Source organism: Rhodoferax sp. GW822-FHT04A08 (assembly GCF_058801025.1).
Genome location: NZ_JBXAMW010000002.1, coordinates 521,943 through 539,709 on the forward strand (window position 1 = coordinate 521,943; position 17,767 = coordinate 539,709).

At 59.3% G+C, this 17,767-nt stretch carries 15 protein-coding genes; 7 read left to right on the plus strand and 8 right to left on the minus strand.

The window, feature by feature from the left end:
• Positions 1–133: 133 nt before the first annotated feature.
• A complete protein-coding gene (locus AC1RMF_RS06955; protein ID WP_493140705.1) occupies positions 134–2,047 on the minus strand; it encodes a tetratricopeptide repeat protein in 1,914 nt (637 codons plus the stop codon).
• Positions 2,048–2,049: 2 nt separating this feature from the next.
• Positions 2,050–3,414, minus strand: a complete 1,365-nt coding sequence (locus AC1RMF_RS06960) for an efflux transporter outer membrane subunit (protein ID WP_342618991.1) — start codon at positions 3,412–3,414, stop codon at positions 2,050–2,052.
• 168 nt (positions 3,415–3,582) lie between these two features.
• Between AC1RMF_RS06960 and AC1RMF_RS06965 the strand changes: the two genes are divergently transcribed.
• Positions 3,583–5,409 (plus strand): O-linked N-acetylglucosamine transferase, SPINDLY family protein, encoded by a 1,827-nt coding sequence (locus AC1RMF_RS06965; RefSeq protein ID WP_493140707.1) that lies wholly within the window; start codon positions 3,583–3,585, stop codon positions 5,407–5,409.
• On the opposite strand, the gene AC1RMF_RS06970 is transcribed toward AC1RMF_RS06965, so the two are convergent.
• The 6 genes from AC1RMF_RS06970 to AC1RMF_RS06995 all read right to left on the minus strand — a co-directional run bounded on the left by AC1RMF_RS06970 (position 5,398) and on the right by AC1RMF_RS06995 (position 13,489).
• Complete coding sequence (locus AC1RMF_RS06970; protein WP_342618993.1) at positions 5,398–5,694, minus strand: flagellar protein FliT; 297 nt, start codon at positions 5,692–5,694, stop codon at positions 5,398–5,400. The genes AC1RMF_RS06965 and AC1RMF_RS06970 overlap by 12 nt on opposite strands.
• A 2-nt stretch (positions 5,695–5,696) precedes the next feature.
• Complete coding sequence (gene fliS / locus AC1RMF_RS06975) at positions 5,697–6,218, minus strand: flagellar export chaperone FliS (protein ID WP_342618994.1); 522 nt, start codon at positions 6,216–6,218, stop codon at positions 5,697–5,699.
• 64 nt (positions 6,219–6,282) lie between these two features.
• The gene (locus AC1RMF_RS06980) at positions 6,283–9,852 is read right to left on the minus strand and encodes a glycosyltransferase (RefSeq protein ID WP_493140710.1); all 3,570 of its coding nucleotides are present in this window, start codon (positions 9,850–9,852) and stop codon (positions 6,283–6,285) included.
• A 192-nt stretch (positions 9,853–10,044) separates the two neighbouring features.
• Positions 10,045–10,890, minus strand: coding sequence for a flagellin N-terminal helical domain-containing protein (locus AC1RMF_RS06985; RefSeq protein WP_342618996.1), 846 nt, complete (start codon positions 10,888–10,890; stop codon positions 10,045–10,047).
• A gap of 162 nt (positions 10,891–11,052) precedes the next feature.
• The gene (fliD, locus tag AC1RMF_RS06990; protein WP_493140712.1) at positions 11,053–12,501 is read right to left on the minus strand and encodes a flagellar filament capping protein FliD; all 1,449 of its coding nucleotides are present in this window, start codon (positions 12,499–12,501) and stop codon (positions 11,053–11,055) included.
• A gap of 142 nt (positions 12,502–12,643) precedes the next feature.
• Positions 12,644–13,489 (minus strand): flagellin N-terminal helical domain-containing protein, encoded by an 846-nt coding sequence (locus AC1RMF_RS06995; RefSeq protein ID WP_342618998.1) that lies wholly within the window; start codon positions 13,487–13,489, stop codon positions 12,644–12,646.
• A 333-nt stretch (positions 13,490–13,822) separates the two neighbouring features.
• Here AC1RMF_RS06995 and flhD point away from each other — a divergent pair, with 333 nt between their 5' ends.
• From flhD to AC1RMF_RS07025, 6 genes are all read left to right on the plus strand, one after another.
• Entirely contained in the window at positions 13,823–14,149 is a 327-nt protein-coding gene (gene flhD, locus AC1RMF_RS07000) for a flagellar transcriptional regulator FlhD (RefSeq protein WP_493140714.1), read from the plus strand.
• A gap of 23 nt (positions 14,150–14,172) precedes the next feature.
• Positions 14,173–14,709, plus strand: coding sequence for a flagellar transcriptional regulator FlhC (flhC, locus tag AC1RMF_RS07005; protein WP_342619000.1), 537 nt, complete (start codon positions 14,173–14,175; stop codon positions 14,707–14,709).
• Between the two features lie 100 nt (positions 14,710–14,809).
• A complete protein-coding gene (gene motA / locus AC1RMF_RS07010) occupies positions 14,810–15,667 on the plus strand; it encodes a flagellar motor stator protein MotA (protein WP_342619001.1) in 858 nt (285 codons plus the stop codon).
• Between the two features lie 18 nt (positions 15,668–15,685).
• Positions 15,686–16,624, plus strand: a complete 939-nt coding sequence (gene motB, locus AC1RMF_RS07015; RefSeq protein ID WP_342619002.1) for a flagellar motor protein MotB — start codon at positions 15,686–15,688, stop codon at positions 16,622–16,624.
• A 61-nt stretch (positions 16,625–16,685) separates the two neighbouring features.
• Complete coding sequence (gene cheY / locus AC1RMF_RS07020) at positions 16,686–17,075, plus strand: chemotaxis response regulator CheY (protein WP_342619003.1); 390 nt, start codon at positions 16,686–16,688, stop codon at positions 17,073–17,075.
• A gap of 2 nt (positions 17,076–17,077) precedes the next feature.
• Positions 17,078–17,722, plus strand: coding sequence for a protein phosphatase CheZ (locus AC1RMF_RS07025; protein ID WP_342619004.1), 645 nt, complete (start codon positions 17,078–17,080; stop codon positions 17,720–17,722).
• Positions 17,723–17,767 lie beyond the last annotated feature (45 nt).

Below are 17,767 nucleotides of genomic sequence, written 5' to 3' on the forward strand. Positions count from 1 at the left end.
CCGCAGTCGAGCAGACTACGGCCTGTCTTCCTAATCGGCAGATCTTTGCAATTCTTAAGCAAAAATCTGACAAATCCTTGAAATCAGCCGATTTCGGCCTGATTTCAGCAAACTTTTGTTACATCAGGCCATCTTAAATGCGCGTTTGCTTGTCAGAACGCGATAAAGCGCGGCTTTTCCACTCATTTGCGCGCCTTTGGCCTTCCGCCGTCTGCTTGGGGCTGTTGAGGGCCAGGGAGCGCTCCAAATTCGCCCGGGCGCTTGCATCGCCACTTTCGGCAGCCAGAAAAAGCCATTTGTGGCCTTCAATCGGGTCCAGCGCCGCCCCCTCGCCCGTGACATACATCAAGCCAAGACGGCTTTGGGCGGCCACCACACCCAATTCGGCGGCGCGGCCCAACAAGGAGAGCGCCTGGATTTCGTCCTTTTCCACGCCTTCCCCCTTGGTATATGCCAAGGCTAGGTTGTACTGGGCTTCTGGGTCTTCCTGCATTGCGGCCTTCTTCCACTCCGCCACGGCACGCTCTGGCAGTCCGGTCAGTGCATACAAAATGCCCAGATTGGAGCTGGCAGCGACAAAACCCTGGTCGGCGGAGCGCTGGAACCACTGAAAGGCGAGCTTGAGATCCCGCGTGAGCCCATCTGCACCGGCTGCGTACAAGGCACCCAAATTCCACTGCGCACGGGCATCCCCCTGCTCAGCCGCCTTGAGCAACCACTGGAGCGCCACCTTGAAGTTCTTTGCAACGCCCTTGCCACGCAGATAAGCCACGCCCAGTGCGCATTGGCCACCGGCATGCCCTTGGTGCGCGGCCTTCTCGTACCACTCGAGGGCTGTATCGCCATGCTGCGACCGCGTCTTGCCCTGCTCCAGTTGCTGCCCCAGCAGGAATTGCGCCTGGGGTTCGCCCAGTTGCGCGGCCTTTCGCAAAGCAAGCAGACCCAGTTCCCGGGTGTCACTCAGCATCCAGTGGCCCAACGCAGCCAGAGCCTGGGGATGCTCCTGACGCGCGGCCTGCATCCACAGGTCCAGGCTTTCGAGCGGGTCCTGCATGCCGCTGGACGTGTTCAGGTAGAGCTGACCCAGCGCAAATTGCGCCTGCGGCAGCCCGGCCTTGGCGGCGCTGAGATACCACTTGAACACGTCCGGTAGCCCGGCCGCCTCGCTCAGGCGCGCCAACGCCAGCTGCGCACGGGCGTGCCCCTGCTGGGCCGCAACACCATACCAATAGAGTGCCGAATCGAAATCCGCATCAAGCCCCAAGCCCCTCTCATACATCTGGCCCAGGTGATAGCGCGCATCGGAGTTCCCCTGTTCCGCAGCTTTGATCCAGCGCCCCTCATTGCGCCTGCGCTCCGCCTGCCCATGCCTTTGGACACGCAGGCCGCGCAAGGAACCAATGGTTTGACCTTCCTGCTCCAGGGTCTCAATGGCGACCTGGGCAGCCAGATGGTCCTGGCGGGCGGCCTTGCGGTACCAGGCCAGCGCCGCATCGGTGTCCGGCGGCGAGACCACCCCCTTGAGCAGCGCCTCACCCAGTGCATGCTGGGCCTCCGGCAACCCCTGAGAGGCGGCTGCCTGGTACCAATGGATCGCCTGTGCCGGGTCCTGCTCCATGCCATCACCCTGCAGGTAGGCATTGGCGAGCGCGAGCTGGGCCTGGGCCAGACCGGCATCGGCAGCACTGCGCAGAAACTGCATGGCCTGGGCGGTGTGCGTCTTCCCATACAGCACGCCCAGACGAAGCTGAGCTTTGGAATGCCCTTGTTCAGCGGCCTTGGCAAACCACAGTTTGGCCGAATGCACGCTCTGCTCGACACCGATGCCGGACTCGTAGCGCGTGGCCAGCAGGTACTGCGCGGCAGCAAGCCCCCGCTGGGCAGCCTGCGATACCCAGTGCACGGCCTGGGCGATGTCTTGCACCACACCAATGCCGTTGGCGTACATCAGGCCAACTTCATACTGCGCATCGGCCGCACCCAGCCGTGCGGATTTCAGTGTTTCATCGAATACACGCTTGTCTTTGGCGCTGAATCTGGTTGCCATGGTCAGGCTCCACCGCCCAGGGCTTTGTAGAGTTGTGCAGCCGTCTCCAGCTGGGAGCGCCTGAGTTGCAAGGTGATCTGCTGGGCTGCAACCAGATCACGCTGGCGCTCCAGTACGTCGTTATATCCGGTCAGCCCGATGTTGTGGCGCGCCTGCGCGATGTCCAGCAGCCGTTGCTGCGACTTCTCGTTGATCCTCGCGGAGCGCATCTGGCGTGCCAGCGAACCCCTGGCCGACAACAGGTCAGCGACTTCGCGAAACGCCATCTGGATGGTTTTTTCGTAGTCGGCCACCGCAATCACCTTGCGCGCCTCGGCCAGCTCCTTGCCGCCGGTCAGACGCCCGCCGTCAAACAGCGGTGCGGAAATCAGGGGCTGGAACGTCCAGGCCGCGCCACTGAACAGGCTGGACAGTCCCGCGCTGGCCACACCCAGGCTGGTGGTCAGAAGCACCTTGGGCATGAACGCTGCGCGCGCCGCATCAATATTGGCATGCGCCGCCAGCAACCGCTTTTCGGCGGCAATCACGTCGGGGCGCAGCAGCAGCACATCACTGGGCAGACCGGGAATGATCACCTCGCCAAAGCCCTGGCTGTCGAATGGCAAGGGAGGCGGCAAGTCCGGGACCACCTCTCCCACCAGGTAATTCAGGCGATTCACCGTGGTGTTGCGCTGGTGTCCGTATGCATCCAGCGCGGCGCGCGCCGACTCCTGCAGCCCTTGGGCCTGCTCGACCTCCAAGTCATAGGCACCGCCGGCGTCTCTGCCTTTCTTGACCAAATCCAGACTCTGGGCGCGCGACTGCAGTGTCTTCGTGGCAAAGGCAATCTGCTCGTCGAGCTGCAGTAGCGTAAAGTAAGTCGTAGCAATGTCGGCGATCAGCGATACCTGAAACGCCTTTTGCGCCTCTTCGGTCGCCAGATAGCTGTTTCGGGCCGATTCGGTCAAACCGGCGATGCGCCCCCAGAAGTCCACCTCGTAGGAAATCGACGACACGCCGAGGTCGTAGCGCTCTGCGGTGGTGGTGCTGGACAGACTCTCGGGCACTCCCGTAAAGGCGGCGCTGCTGAGCAGGTTGACACTGGGATACCGGTCTGCCTGGGCGATTCCGTATTGCGCCTTCGCCTCCTGCACCCGCCCCACGGCAATACGCAGGTCGCGGTTGTTCTTGAGCGCTGATTCGATCAGCGCATGCAAACGCGGATCCACGAAGTACTGGCGCCAGTGGATGCGCGACACCTCTTGCGGGTCGCCCGCCACCCCGGGCCACTGGGTGGGCACGGGCAGTTCCGGGCGCACATATTCCGACGGCTGGGCGCAGGCCGCCAGGAGCAATACCAGAAGCAGAGAACCCCACCGGCTCAACATGAAGTCCTGTCCAACAAATCAAAGCGCACACGGATAAGCAGCATGGAGTGAGTGTAGGCCGCGCTAATGACTCCATATGCGGGGAAAATAGCCCCCGAACGCACGCTACTTCTGCCCGGTCCGGGTGATGGAAGCGTGTCCAATGTGCGCCTACAACTCTCCAGACCCATGACCCCAGACGCTACGTACGCCGAATCTGTCACCCGTGCCTGGCAGAAGACCATGGACTTCTCCAGCCTGCTGGAGACCGCAAGCAGCCTGGAGGCGGCGGGGCAACCACACCTGGCTGCGGTGCTGTACCAGACCTGGCTCAGCCGCAATGAGTCGCCCTACGCCTATGCCGCACATTTCAACTGCGCGCTATCCCTGGCCAACGCCGGCGACTTGCAGGGCGCCGAGGCGGCCTACCGCAAGTCCATAGAAATCCATCCCGGCTTTGCCCAACCGCGGCTGAACCTGGGCATGCTGTACGAACGCATGGGAAGACCGGAGCAGGCGCTGCAGGAGTGGATTTGGGTCGAACAAAACATCAGCGCGGCACAAAAGGAGAACGTTCCCTTTGTCGTGATGGCCCTGAACAACCTGGGCCGCTTGCAGGAAAGCCGCAAACAGTTTGCCGATGCCTATGCCTATCTGACCCGCAGCCTGGCCATTGACCCCAACCAGCCGGACGCCCTGCACCACTGGGTGCACATACGACAGAAGCAGTGCATCTGGCCGGTGTACGCGGAACTTCCGGGTATCAGCCTGCAAGCCATGCAGCAGGCCACCTCTGCCTTGGCCATGCTTAGCATTTCCGACGACCCGGCTGCCCAGCTCGCCGCCGCCCGGCGGTTTGTGCAGAAGAAAGTGGCGGCCCCGACTCGCGTGCTGGCACCGGGTGGCGGCTACGGTCACAAAAAACTGCGCATTGCCTACGCCTCGTCGGACTTCTGCCTGCATCCGGTCTCCATGCTGATGGTGGAGCTCTTTGAGCTGCACGACCGCTCGCAGGTGGAGGTGTACGGCTATTGCTGGAGTCCCGAGGATGGCTCCGCCATGCGCCAGCGCGTGATTGCCGCCATGGACCACTTTCACCGCATTGACGCACTCAGTGATGCAGACGCGGCCGAGCTGATCCGCTCCCACGAGATTGACGTGCTGATCGATCTGCAGGGCCAGACGTCCGGCGCCCGGCCCAACATGCTGGGCCTGCGCCCGGCGCCCATCCAGATCACCTACCTGGGATTGCCAGCCACGACCGGGCTGCCCTCGATTGACTATGTCATCGCCGATCCGTTCCTGATTCCGCAGGAGTTTGCGCCTTTCTATTCGGAAAAGCCGCTGTACATGCCGGACATCTACCAGGTCAGCGACCGCAAGCGACTGGTCGGCGCCATTCCAACACGGGCCCAATGCAATCTGCCGGAAGACGCCTTTGTGTTCTGCTCGCTCAACAACAACTACAAATACACGCCCGAGGTGTTTGATACCTGGATGCGCATCCTGAAGCGCACACCGGGCAGTGTGCTGTGGCTGCTCTCCGACAACCCCTGGGCGCAGGAAAACATCTGCAAGGAAGCGGCGGCACGCGGCATTGGGCCGGAGCGTCTGGTCTTTGGCGGACGTCTGTCGCCGGAAAACTATCTGGCGCAATACGCCTGTGCCGACCTCTTTCTGGACACATTCCCATTCAACGCGGGGACCACGGCCAACGACGCGCTCTGGATAGAGTTGCCCCTGCTCACCTACTGTGGGCGCAGCTTTGCCTCGCGCATGGCCGGTGCCCTGCTGACTGCCGCCGGCCTGCCGGAGCTGATCACCTACAACCTGCAGGCGTACGAAGAGAAAGCCGTTGACTTGGCCCACGATCCGGACCATTGCAAGGCGTTGAAGGCGCGGCTCGCAGAAGTGAAAAAAAGCGGGGTGCTGTTTAACACTCCGCTTTTTGCGAGAAATCTGGAAGACCGGCTACGCACACTGGTAGCGGGTCTGCAAACCGCATCAGTGCAGTAGCCTGCTGCCTTCGATGTGCTGTTCGCACTGGGCAAGCCAGGGCTCAGCCAGGTAACGGATCTGGGCATCGTTCTTGAGGATGCGCTGCATGATGTGGGTCTTTTCGATGCGGGCCGCCAAGTCCAGCGCTTCTGACTTGGCGCGCAGACGCAACTGCTCTATCAGCACCGCGCAAGCCCCTTCGTAACGCACCACGGACTCCCAGTCCTTCATGCGTGCGGCGTCCAGCATTTTCCTGCTGCTCTCCTCGATGGCCTGATAGCAGCCGATCAAACTGTCTTGCATGGTTACCGGCCTCCTGCGGCAAAGCCTGCATAGGCATTGGAGCCATACAAGCGCTGAACGCTGGGCACAGCGCTTTTGAGAGTACGTGTGACGGTGGCCAAGACGTCCTGACTATTGTCAGCGCCAGCCTGTCCACCCGCGCGGACCGTCATCCAGGCGTTCAACAGAGGGGTGAGCAACTCGCCGATCTCGTCCAGAGCCGCCAGATCATTGCGGGAATTGGCGTGCAGCAGACGGACCGAGCAGTAGGCATACAGGTCGTCAAGGTTCACCGCGATTTCGCCACCGGCAGCCATGTCCAGATGGGCACGCAAACCTTCGCTGATGATTTCCAGTGCCTTGTTGATGTGCTTGATTTTCTGGCCGATGTCGCGCTGCGCCATGGCGGCCCTGGCCAGCTTGACGCGGTCCAGAACGCCTTCGATCAGCAAAATGACCAAATCAACACCACTGGAAGAGCTTGCCCTGCTCTCCAGGCCAACCGATGCATAGGCAGATGCTGCGCGTGATTGTAAAGTTGTCATGTCATGTCCGAGTAGCTAGTGATTCAGTTATCGGCTCAATCTGCACGAACTTTATAGCGTCGTGTCAGTCCAGCAAACAACTTTTCCACTTTTGCACCACGCCACTCAACAAAAACCCGGAATTCACCCAGTCATGCAGCTGCTGCCCCATGCCCAGACGCAATTCCCGGTCGGCAATCAGCCTGCGCAAGGCGCCTATCCACTCGTCCTTGTTGTCGCTGCAGCGGATCACAGGGGCATCATAGGAGCGATAGGGATAGACGTCCGAACACACCACCGGCCAGCCCATGGCACCGTACTCCAGCAGGCGCAGATTGCTCTTGCACTCGTTGAAAATGTTGGACTCCAGCGGCGCTATGGCAATGTCCAGATTCAGGCTGGCCATCTTGCGGGGATAGTCTGAAATCTGCACGAAGCGATGGAACTCCTTGAGGTGCGGCGCTATCTCGTCGGTCTGCATGCCCATGAACACCCAGTCGACCTCATCGGCCAGCTCACGCACCACGTCCACAACCAGATCCAGGTCACCCTTGTGCTGACCGGCACCGACCCAGCCCACGCGCAGTTTCTCGCGCGGCTCGGGAATCGTGCGCAGGCCCAGCCACTGTTTGTCCAGGGTATTGGGCACCAGCCGGACGTCGGCAACGTACTTCTTGTAGTGGGTTCTCAGGGGCTCGGTGGTCACCACCAGGATGTCCGACTTCTTGAGAGCCTGGATCATGCGTTGGTGTCCCTCGCGGGTCTGGAAGTTGCGGTTCGGGTGTTTGGCAGGTACATCACCCAGCAGATCGTCCACCATCTGCACTATTTTCAAATCGGGCATGACCAGCCGGTATTTGTCGATCAGGCCCAGTTGACCATCGTCCACCGAATGCTGCAGTACCAGGCGATCGGGCGCGGCTCTTGCCAGCTCGAGCGGCAACAAGGGTCGCGTCGTTCCTCGCATGGGGGGAATGACCACACAGGTTTGTACCAGGCTGGCATCCTGCAGTGCGTTCAGTGGTTCGATCACGCGGTACTGCCCGGCGCCGCTGGTCAGCGGAACGGCCAGCACCCTTGGCCTGTCGTGGCGTTTGGGATGCCAGTCGATCACCACGATGGACTCCAGATCAAACGGAGCCACCAGGGACAAATGGCGGTTGTAGCAGGGGTCCGAAGAAAGCACGCTGGCCCACTTGAGCAACAGGGCATCCTTTTCCTGCAGCTCCGAGTCCGCCAGTCTGAATTTGCTGCGTGCGTCGCGGGCCAGGCTGCCCACTGTCTTGCCACCGTGGTGCAGGACATTGCTCAACGGCGTCCAGACGTGGCGCTTGCCCGCCTGCGACAGGCGTAGGCAGTAATCCAGTACGGCGTACCAGAGGCCAAATTCCGTCTCGTTGAATCCGCCCAGACTTTTCCAGTCACTGCGGCGCATCAGGAAAAAGTGGCCCGAAACCGTGCTGACGTCCTGTGTAAGCTGCAAGCGGGAATAGATGCCGGACTCTTCCAAGCGCCCTTCCTCCCCGTTGTAGCTGGCGGCAGAACCGTTGATGCCCAGCACCATGGGACCACCGACCACGCGCGCTTCCGGACCGCGATTGGCCATCAGGCGCGGCGCCACACAGCCCACATCGGATTGCAGCGCAATACCCAGCAGGGGCGTCAACCAGTCCTTGTGCAGGATCTCGGTGTCATCGTCACAGACCAGGATGAAGTCGCCGCTGGCGCGCTCTATGCCCGTGTTCAACGCGCGGGAGTGGCAATAGCTGTCTTGCTGCAGCTGGACTATGACCAGGGGGATGGCCGGCATCACGTCGCTGAGCGCGTATTCCACTTCCGACACCTGGTCGGGCGCGGTCACCACGATGATTTCCGCCAGATGCGATTGCGGGTACGACTGCAGGGATTCAACCAGACTGCGCAGGTAACCGGTCTGCAATCCGCTGGGGACCACCAGGCTGACGCGGGCGTCCGGCCGGGCGTCATAGTCCACCAGCCAGGTACCCAACTTATCGTGGGGTAGCATGCGTTTGGCAATGCCCCCGTCCACCAGCACTTGGCGCGCAGCCAGGAATTCACGATTTTCGCTCTCGGGATCCAGGCCGCCCGCGATGTGCGAGAGCACGATGTCTATATGGGCCAGCGCGCTACGTCCCTTGCGCGCCAACAGGTCCAGTGCGTGGCGGTAGATCTCGTCACCCGACAAGGGGCAGGAAGCCTTCGCCCACGACTGCACGTTCACCAGTACTGCGTTGCCCAGGTAATTGGTACAGCGCAACAGCTCCACGTTGGCATCGGGTTTGAAATTGGGGTACTGGCCGGAGCTTTCCTCAGACCAGCTATCGTCATCCGCATAGATCAGGTCCACACCGGCGTGCGAAGCAGCAGCCAGTGACCATTCGACAATGCCCTGCGGAAGAATCCTGGTGCCGGACTTGACCAGCAGCGCCCAGTCGGTACCCAGCCCTGCGCCTTCCAGATTGAAAGTTGCGTCACCGCCAGGCGTTTCGAGCCAGTGGATATGGGCCACGCCTTCCAGTTCTGCGGGTGCGGCCTGTTCACTCACGATGAAGAGTGTTGCGGGCTCACCCAGGCTCTCGGCCAGACTGTCCAGGGTATCGGCCAGTTCGTTGATGTGCGTGTTTCGATGGTCGATGACGACCGATAGCTGGGGCAATTTGCCCGAAACCAGGTGCTCGGCGTAGATGTCGGCGTCGATCTCGCGCAACGTGCACAACTCTTTCCAGCGCGTGTACTGGGCATTCAGGCGCGCATATTTGCGGCGGTCTGCACGGCCACCCAGCTCTTGCGCTGAAAGATCCGGAATGGGTAAGGTGTCGACAATGGCTGCTGGCCAAGCCTGCTCCAATGTCAGCTTTTCTGCAGCACTTTGTGTGCCCTGAATGAAGGTTTGGAGCTCCTGCTGCCACAGCGAGAGGTCCTTGAGAAACCTGGGCCACCTTTCGGTGACCGTGCGCATGGCATATTCAATTTCTTCGGGGTCTTCTCCCCACGCAATGCCCTCTTTCCCCAGCTCGTTGATCGACTGCGGCATGGTTTCCAGGGATATGGCGTTCGGAATCATCACGACCGGGCAGCCGCACAGCGCAGCCTCCAGAACAATGCCGGATGATTCGTAGGTATAGAGCACCTTGGCCTTCTTCAGAATGGCCAATGTTTCGACGTTGGTTGCCGGAAATGTGGAGGAAATTTCCAATGCATCAGGCCCGAAGTCCCGCATCTTTCCACCGGCCTTGGTGTAACGGTTGTGGTAGTAGGCCACCTGCGTGCGCTGGTCCTGCTCCAGCCTGTCGTCAACAATGTTGCGCAGATTGATGATGGGCAGATACAGGCGCTCAACGCCTGGGTAGTAGCAGTGCTGGTAGGTATAGACCAGCTCTTCCTTGGCATAGACCTTGTCACCACCCAACAGTCCGGGATAGTTCAGCACATAGCGAACCACTTGCCCGAGCCCCATGGGCGAGCCGGTGACCACCTCCGGATACACAACGATCGGTTTCTTCCCCGCCTTGTAATGCGCAAGCTTGGTCGTCTCGGTCAGGCGAGGCGTCCAGAGCTTTCCAAGCGTGCCGGGCGAGTCCACATAGGCCTCGTAACCCAACTGGTTCAGTATGCTGCAGAGCTCATGGAGCAAGCGGATTCCCGCCGATTGCTGCCGGTATGGCGGACATACTATGTAGTACGGTTGCGCGTCATGTTGGTAGTTGGAACTGCATGGTAGAACGTCGCTGTCGATCCTTCTTTCTATTCTCACCATCGCACCTCTTTCCAAAACGCACAATCATTTGGCGTAGCCAGCCGATACGGCCAACGCCTGGGTATCAGACTACTTCAGGAGCTGCAATACGCTTTGCGGCATCTGGTTGGCTTGGGCAATCATAGCGGTGCCAGCTTGTTGCAGGATCTGGGCGCGGCTCAAGTTGGAAGTTTCTGCCGCAAAGTCGGCGTCCATGATGCGACCACGCGCAGCTGTCTGGTTTTCCACCGCGGTTTGCAGATAGGTGATGGTCTGGCTGAATCGGCTTTGGATAGCACCCAGTGTTGCCCGTGAGCTGTTCACTGCAGCCAGCGCTGCGTCGATGGCGGTGAGCATGGCAGAGTTTTCTGCGTTCGCAGAAATGACCAGGGCCGAGGCAGTGCCGCTATTGGCAACCACGCCAGAAATATCGCCGGTGGCAACACCCAGGTCGGACGCGGAAATGGTAACGATCTGGCCCACATTGGCACCGATCTGGAACGTGAAGTCCGCAGTCGTGGTGAACAGTGCTGTGCCATTGAATTCGACGGAACTCATGTTGCGACCGATTTCCGAGGCCAGCTGTGAGTATTCCTGGTTCAGGGCGGAAATGTCGGCAGACGTGTTGGTCGAATTGATGGACTGCACGGCCAGTTCACGCATACGTTGCAGGATGTCGGTCACTACGGCCAAACCACCTTCAGCCACCTGTGCCAGCGAAATGCCGTCATTGGCATTGCGGATCGCAACATTCATTCCGCGCACTTGGGTGTTCATGCGGTCGGCAATCGCCAGACCGGCTGCGTCGTCCTTTGCGCTGTTGACACGCAAGCCGGATGACAGCCGTTGCATGGAAGTGGCCAAACTGCTTTGATTGGCGGAAGCGTTGCGCTGCGCATTGAGCGACATGATGTTGGTGTTGATGGTCATTGCCATGGGATTACTCCTTCAAAAATTCAGTCGTGATGGATCAACCCACACGGTTTGAAGCGAGAAACCAATTCAACCGAGTGTTGGAATGATTGTTCTCTGACCCGAAAAAAACTAAACCCCGATAAACGGGGCTTAATTCGGTCTATTTGAAGGATTCCTGGGCGTCTAGCCGCTCTTGTTCCAGGTGGTGACCTGCTGCGACACGTAGGTGCTCAGGCTGTTGAGTTTGGCCATGTTGGTGTCCAGTGCAGTGTACTGGGCCAGCAGCTGTTTGCGGTAGGCGGTGATGTGATCATTGAACTTGTCAATGGTCGCATTGTTCTGGTCAATGGACTTCTGGAACGCCGTGCTGTGCCCACTCACGGAGCCACCAACCCCCAGCGCGCCAAAGGCAAAGTCGTAGACCCGCTTGGCTATGCCGTTGCCGTTTGCAGTCCCGGTGATGGTACTGAAAAAGTTCTTCACATTGGTTGGATTCTGCAATGCGGCATCCAGCTTGGAGGCGTTGGTCTTGAGGGATCCATCCTTTTGAATTTCCAGCCCCAGATCACTCAGGCGACCTAGGGTGCTGCTTGACGGCCCCGCTGCCCCCACCAGGGTTCGGAGCATGTTCTGCACGCTGTTGGCGGTGTTGTCTCCCAGCAAAGGGCCGCCGGTCTTGGTCGTTGAATCGTAGGCAGTCTGCGTCTTCAGGTCCGCATACAGCGTGTTGTAGGCATCCTGAAAGGCCTGTATCTTGGCCTTCATGGTCGCCTTGTCCGTGGCTATCGTGATCTGCGTGGGCGTTGTCGTTGGCGTCAGCAGATTCAGCGTCACGCCGGACAATGCATCCGAAACTGTGTTGGTCGAAGAGGTGACCGTAATGCCGTCAATCGTGACCGACGCATCCGCAGCCAGTTGCCCGTAGGTCATGTCTTGCGCCGAGGTCGCGGAACTGGCAATGGCTGTGCCACTGGAGTCCACAATATTGGAAGGCATGTAGCGCAACTGCTCCAGCCCTGAAGAGGCATCCACCTGGAACGCCGCATTGGCCCCCGTCGAATTGCCCCGGATCACCAACTGCTGTTTGCCCGAAGTCGTGACGATGGAGGCCGTGACTCCCAGCGTCGAAGACTTGGCGTTGATATTGGTGACCACGTCAGCCAATGTGTCGGTGGCGGATACGCTGACCGTATCAGACGCGCCGGAAGAGACAAATTTGCTTGGGCTGTCCGTGTTGTAGTAACCCGTGTAGAAGGTCAGTGTGCCACTGGCGCCCATTGCCGATCCGGAAGTGATTGCGGCGGACTTCAGGGTTTGGGCCGTCACCAGGTTGTTGACCGTCACGGAATGAGAACCCGGAACCGCAGTGGAGGTAGCGGTCCCCATCAACGCAGTGGCATTGCCCGAGGAGAAACTCATGCCATTCCAGGTGGACGACGACATCAGTGCACTTGCGGCATCCTGGAGTGCCGACAATTCGGACTTGACTTGTCCGAAAGCAGACATCTTGGTCTGTAGGGTGGAAACCTTTGCTTGCAACAGCTTGATAGGCTGCTGCTCCACCGCAACCAGCTGGCTGACGATGGAGTTGATATCCAAACCACTACCAATACCTGTTGAGGATATGGCCACTTGAGCTCCTTGACTTCAATGCATCAATAACAAGCTGTACTTGTAACGCCTTCAAAGTTCTTGAAAAGCCAAAAATGCACGGAAAAAACCCAGCATAAACAAAAGCCTGGAAACATTCCAGGCTTTTGTGGAGCATTACTGCTTAACGCAGCAGAGCCAGAACACCTTGCGGCAACTGGTTGGCTTGCGCAATCATGGCCGTACCGGCTTGTTGCAGGATCTGGGCACGGCTCAGATTGGATGTTTCTGCAGCGAAGTCGGCGTCCATGATACGACCCTTGGCAGCAGCCTGGTTTTCCGCAGCGCTCTGCAGGAAGTTGATCGTATTGGTAAAGCGGCTTTGCACAGCACCCAGGTTGGCGCGAACGTTGTTGATCGCGGTCAGCGCAGCGTCCAGTGCAGACAGGTTGCCCGAGTTGGCGGCAGCAGCAGAAGTCACCAGAGCGGAAGCCGCACCAGAGTTGGCCATCACGCCGGAGAGGTCGCCCGTTGCCACAGCCATGGAGCTGGCGGCGATGGAAATAGTCTGACCGGAGTTTGCGCCCACCTGGAAGTCGTATTGCGCAGTGGTGTCGAGCAATGACTGGCCGTTGAACTGAACGGAGCTGACAGTACGCGCAATTTCCGTTGCGAGCTGTGTGTACTCCTGGTTCAGAGCGGAAAGGTCACCGGTCTGATTGGTGCCGTTGGAAGCCTGCACCGTGAGTTCACGCATACGCTGCACCATATCGGTCAGGGTCTGCAAACCGCCTTCAGCCGTTTGCGCCAGCGAGATGCCGTCATTGGCATTGCGGATGGCCACGTTGATACCGCGGTACTGGGCGTCCATACGGGTCGCAATCGCCAGACCGGCCGCATCGTCCTTGGCACTGTTGATACGCAGACCAGAAGACAGGCGCTGCATGGAAGTAGCCAGCGACACTGAGTTCTGACTGGCATTTCTTTGCGCATTCAAAGAAATGATGTTGGTATTGATCGTGTAACTCATGCTAAAGCTCCTAAAAAAGTTGAACCGGATTGACCGGAGCCAGATCAGCCTGGACTGCCCTGACAACGAACCCTGGTTGAAGCTCGTTGCAAGATTTATCGGTAGGGTCTGGAAGAACTTTAGGCTTCCCGATCGAAATAGTTGCTTTACGCGGTCCACATGCAGCCTGTAGGAAGTTCCCTTACAAGCCATTTCCGCAAGGCTGACAGGCCAAACATCCAAACCCTGATTCAAGTTCCTGCCCCCGGCTTCCAGAATTCAGGCCATGGTGAACGGCAAACAAATAGATGCTTTTCACCGCCCAAATGAATGAATCACTTTCTGGAGCCTGTTATGACAAACGAACAAATCCTTTCTGAAATACAGGAAGCCAATTTGACCTATCTGATGCTGGCCCAGAACCTGATCCGTCAGGACAAGGCCGAAGCCCTGTTCCGCCTGGGCATGTCAGAAGAGTCCGCCGACATGATTGGCACCCTCTCCCCCGCCCAGATCCTGAAAATCGCCTCCAGCAACATGCTGCTGTGCCGCTTCCGCATGGATGACGAAGTGGTCTGGAGCCTGCTGACCAACCACTCCGTAAACAAGGTGGACAACGATTCCACGACGCGCCTGCACGCCAGCATCCTGATGGCCGGTCGCTTCGCTGAAACCCTGTAATCCCCCATTTTTCGGAGAGTCCCATGGCTACCAAAAGCGTTTTGAACGATTCCAAGCAGGTTGAACGAGCTGTTGCCCTGATCCAGCTGGGTGCGCGCCTGCAGGTGCTGGAAAGTGAAACCGACCTGTCCTATGAGCGCCTGTTGCGCCTGTACAAGGAAGTGGCCGGCCGTTCTCCCAGCAAGGGGCAACTGCCCTTTTCCACCGAATGGTTCCTGACCTGGCAGCCCAACATCCATGCTTCCCTGTTCCAGAACACCTACGAATACCTGACCAAGGTGACCGCTCTGGAAGATATCGACGCCATCATGAAGGCCTACAAACTCTATACCGAGCAGATAGCGGCCTGCGGGGTGGAGCCGCTGCTGTCCATCACCCGCGCCTGGCGCTTGGTGAAGTTCATCGACAACAACATGCTGTCCATGACCAAATGCTCCAAATGCGGCGGGCATTTTGTGAGCGAGGCCTACGAAAACAGCCGTCACTTCGAGTGCGGCCTGTGCTCGCCACCGGCTCGCGCAGGCAAGGGCGCAAGTTCCGGCGGGATTTTGCTGCACTGATTCAAGTGCCGCCCCCAGGGGACGATATGATGGGTAGAGGCCCTGAAAAGCCACTCTATTCAACCATTGGGCCCCAAAGCCCTGCTGTCACAATGCCGCTATGTTTGTAATCGTCGGATGGCTTGTCGTACTCGGCTGCGTGTTTGGTGTGTTCATTGCACACGGGGGAAACATCAGCGTGGTGCTGCACGCACTGCCTTTTGAATTGATCACCATCGGGGGCGCCACCTTGGGCGCCTTTCTGGCCAACAACCAGATGAAGGTGGTCAAGGCCACCATGAAGGGCTTGGGTGCCTGCTTCAAGGGCAGCAAGTACACCAAGGCGCGCTATATGGATTTGATGGCCTTGATGTTTGACATCCTGCAAAAGGCCCGCAAAGAGGGCCTGATGGCCATCGAAAACGACGTCGAAAACCCCCACGAATCGGCGATTTTCAAGAAATACCCCACCGTGGGGCATGACCACCACGTGGTGGAATTCATCACGGATTACCTGCGCATGATGGTCTCGGGCAACCTCAACGCCCACGAAATCGAGTCCCTGATGGACAGCGAAATCGAAACCCACCACCACGAAGAACACGCCGCCGTCGCCGCCATCCAGCGCATCGCCGGCGGTTTGCCCGCCTTCGGGATCGTGGCCGCCGTTCTGGGTGTGGTCAACACCATGGGCTCGGTGGGCCAGCCGCCTGCCGTTTTGGGCGGCATGATCGGCTCAGCGCTGGTGGGAACCTTTTTGGGCATTTTGCTGGCCTACGCGTTTGCCGAACCCCTGGGCGGTCTGCTGGAGCAGAAAGTCGAAGAAGCCGGCAAGGAACTGCAGTGCATCAAGACCACCCTGCTGGCCAGCATGCAGGGCTACAACCCGTCGACAGCCATCGAGTTCGGACGCAAGGTGCTGTATTCCACCGAGCGCCCGACGTTCTCTGAACTTGAAGCCTTCGTGAAGAAGAAATAAGGCCGTGGGAGTCTGACCATGGCAGGGGACGCCAAGAAACTACAGCCGATCATCATCAAGCGGGTCAAGAAAGGCGGCCACGTGGCGCACGGGGGCGCCTGGAAGATTGCCTATGCCGACTTTGTGACCGCGATGATGGCCTTCTTCCTGCTAATGTGGCTACTGGGCAGCACCACCGACGGTGACAAGAAAGGCATTTCGGATTACTTCCAGTCGCCAGTCAAGGTTGCCATGGCGGGCGGCAGCGGGGCCGGCTCCAGCAACAGCGTCATCAACGGCGGCGGCAACGACATCACCCAGACCGCCGGCCAAACCGCCAAGTCCGAGAGCGAAGAGAAGCGCTCACGTCGCGTCGCCACCGAACAGTTCCGCCAATCGGAGGCCAAGGCCGACTCGCGCCGTCTCTCGGTGCTGAGCGCCAAGATTGCTGCGGCCATTTCCAACAACCGCAAGCTCGCCGAGTTCAGTTCCCAGATCAAGCTGCAGATCACCCCGGACGGACTGCAGATCCAGATCGTGGATGACCAGAAGCGCCCCATGTTCGACAGCGGCAGCGCCACCGTCAAACCCTATATGCGCGACCTGCTCAGGGAAATTGGCGTGGCCCTGATGGACGTGGAAAACAAGATCAGCCTGGATGGCCATACGGACCGCCAGTCCTACGGCAATGCGGCACGCGGCTATAGCAACTGGGAGCTCTCCGCCGACCGCGCAAACGCCACGCGCCGCGAACTCATGGCTGCCGGCATGCCGGAAGAAAAACTTGCCCGCGTAGTAGGCATGGGTTCGAGCCTGCCACTGGACCCTCAAAACCCTGACGCCCCCAGCAACCGGCGCATTACCTTGCTGGTTATGACCAAGGAAGCAGAAGAGCGTCTGCTGGGAACCCCGTTGACTCCCCCCGAAAGCGCAGAGGACGCCGCGCCAGCTGCGCCTGCGGCAAAATCGGCGCCGTAATGGCCTGGAATTTCGGTCATACTCATAGATAACAGAAAATTCGCCCGCGAAAGAGCTTGTCATGTCCAAAGAATTGCGTTTTTTAATCGTCGATGACTTCTCCACCATGCGCCGCATCGTGCGCAACCTGCTCAAAGAAAGTGGTTATGCCGATGCCGACGAAGCAGAAGACGGACTGATCGCCCTGCAAAAGCTGCGCAACAGCAGCTTCGACTTCGTGGTCAGCGACATCAACATGCCCAATATGAACGGGTTTCAGCTGCTAGGCGAAATCAAGAAGGACGACAAGCTCAAGCATCTCCCCGTGCTGATGGTGACCGCCGAAGCCCGCAAGGAAGACATCGTCATGGCAGCGCAGCAAGGCGCTGCCGGCTACATTGTCAAGCCCTTCACCAAGGCCACACTGGAAGACAAGGTCAACCACATCCTGACCAAAATGGGTCTGAAGTAACCATGGCCGAGCACGACACCCACCCCGCAAGCTCGCCACTTGCCTCAGCGGCGGAAGTCCACCAGCAACTGGGTGCGCTCACCCGCCAACTGCATGACTCCCTCAACGGCTTGGGTCTGACCGCCAAGGTGCAAACCTGGGCGGGAGAGCTGCCTGACGCCAAGAGCCGCCTGTCGTACATTGCCCGCCTCACCGGCGAAGCGGCCGAAAAAGTTCTGAACCACGTCGATCAGGCCAAGGAACAGCACGACTTCATTGCGTCCGAGACGCACCGCATCGGCCAACTCATCGTCAAGGATCCGGTGGCCGCCGTGGCCAAGGGCCATGTGATGAACTTCATCGAAGACGTGGACAAGGCCAGCCGCAAGGTGGACCAGCACCTGACTGAAATCATGATGGCGCAGGATTTCCACGACCTCACCGGCCAGGTCATTGCCAAGGTTGTGAATCTGGCCGCCACCATTGAAGAGCAACTGGTGCAGCTACTGATCCAGACGGCTCCGCCTGACGCCGTGGTCAAGGCTCCCGCCGTTCACGAACCTTATGTGCCAGCGCTGGACGGTCCGGTGGTGGATGGCAAGGGCAACCCGGATGTGGTAACCGACCAGTCGCAAGTGGACGACCTGCTGGCCAGCCTGGGCTTCTAACCTCCCCAAACAAAGCAGGTTTTACCCTGCTTTTCAGGCTTTAGT